Origin of the sequence: Bradyrhizobium sp. PRIMUS42, assembly GCF_023006515.1 — a bacterium.
Lineage (GTDB): Bacteria > Pseudomonadota > Alphaproteobacteria > Rhizobiales > Xanthobacteraceae > Bradyrhizobium.
The window spans coordinates 1-733 of the sequence record NZ_JALBGZ010001392.1 but is presented as its reverse complement, the minus strand read 5'-3'; the positions used below and the strand labels follow the sequence as shown (position 1 = coordinate 733).

Below are 733 nucleotides of genomic sequence, written 5' to 3'. Positions count from 1 at the left end.
GACACGCTCGCGACCGACGGCGGGTTCGCATTCTGGTTCAACGGCGGGAACACCACGCGGGGACCGCCCGCCTTGGCATTGACGTCGACGGGCGCCTCTTCGCGCGGCACGATTTTCTCGGAGCCATCGCCGCTCACCATGCGATCCGGCACCTTGGCTGAGGAGTCCGCCGGCGAGGGCACGATCTTGGTCGGGGTGTTGTCAGCCTTGATGATCGGCGGCTCGCCGCTGCGGGGCGAGCCGACATAGGTCTTGTAGGCGAAGGCAGCGCCCGTGCCGACCACGGCAAGCGCCAGGATCGCTGCGACCGTCATCATGCCGCCGCGCTGCTTCTTCGGCTCCTCGAGCTCCGCCTCGGGATAATCGCTCTGGTAGGCGTAGGGATCGTCGGGATAGGCCGGATCGCGCTGATAGTCCTGCTCGCCTGCCTCCAGCCGGCCGTAGAGCGCATCGTCGTAGCGCGCCGGATCGGGCTGCTGATAAGGCTCCTGATGGGCCTGTTGCTGATAGGCGTGATGCTGCTGCTGGTAAGCCTGCCCCTGATAGGCGTGATCCTGATAGGCCTGATCCTCATAGGCCTGCGGCTGATGAAGATCAGGCTCGGGCGCGGCGGGCTGGGCTGAATAGCGATGCAGCGGATGGACCGGGTTCACGGAGACGGGATAGTCAGGCTCCGGCGCGGGCGCCGGCTGCACATTGGCGCGCCGCATCCATGAGGGCGGCCCGGGCGGTG

At 67.3% G+C, this 733-nt stretch carries 1 pseudogene; it reads right to left on the bottom strand.

Annotation, left to right across the window (positions count from 1 at the left end):
* Positions 1–733 (bottom strand): annotated as a pseudogene (locus tag MOV75_RS40585) (SPOR domain-containing protein); the annotation flags it as partial.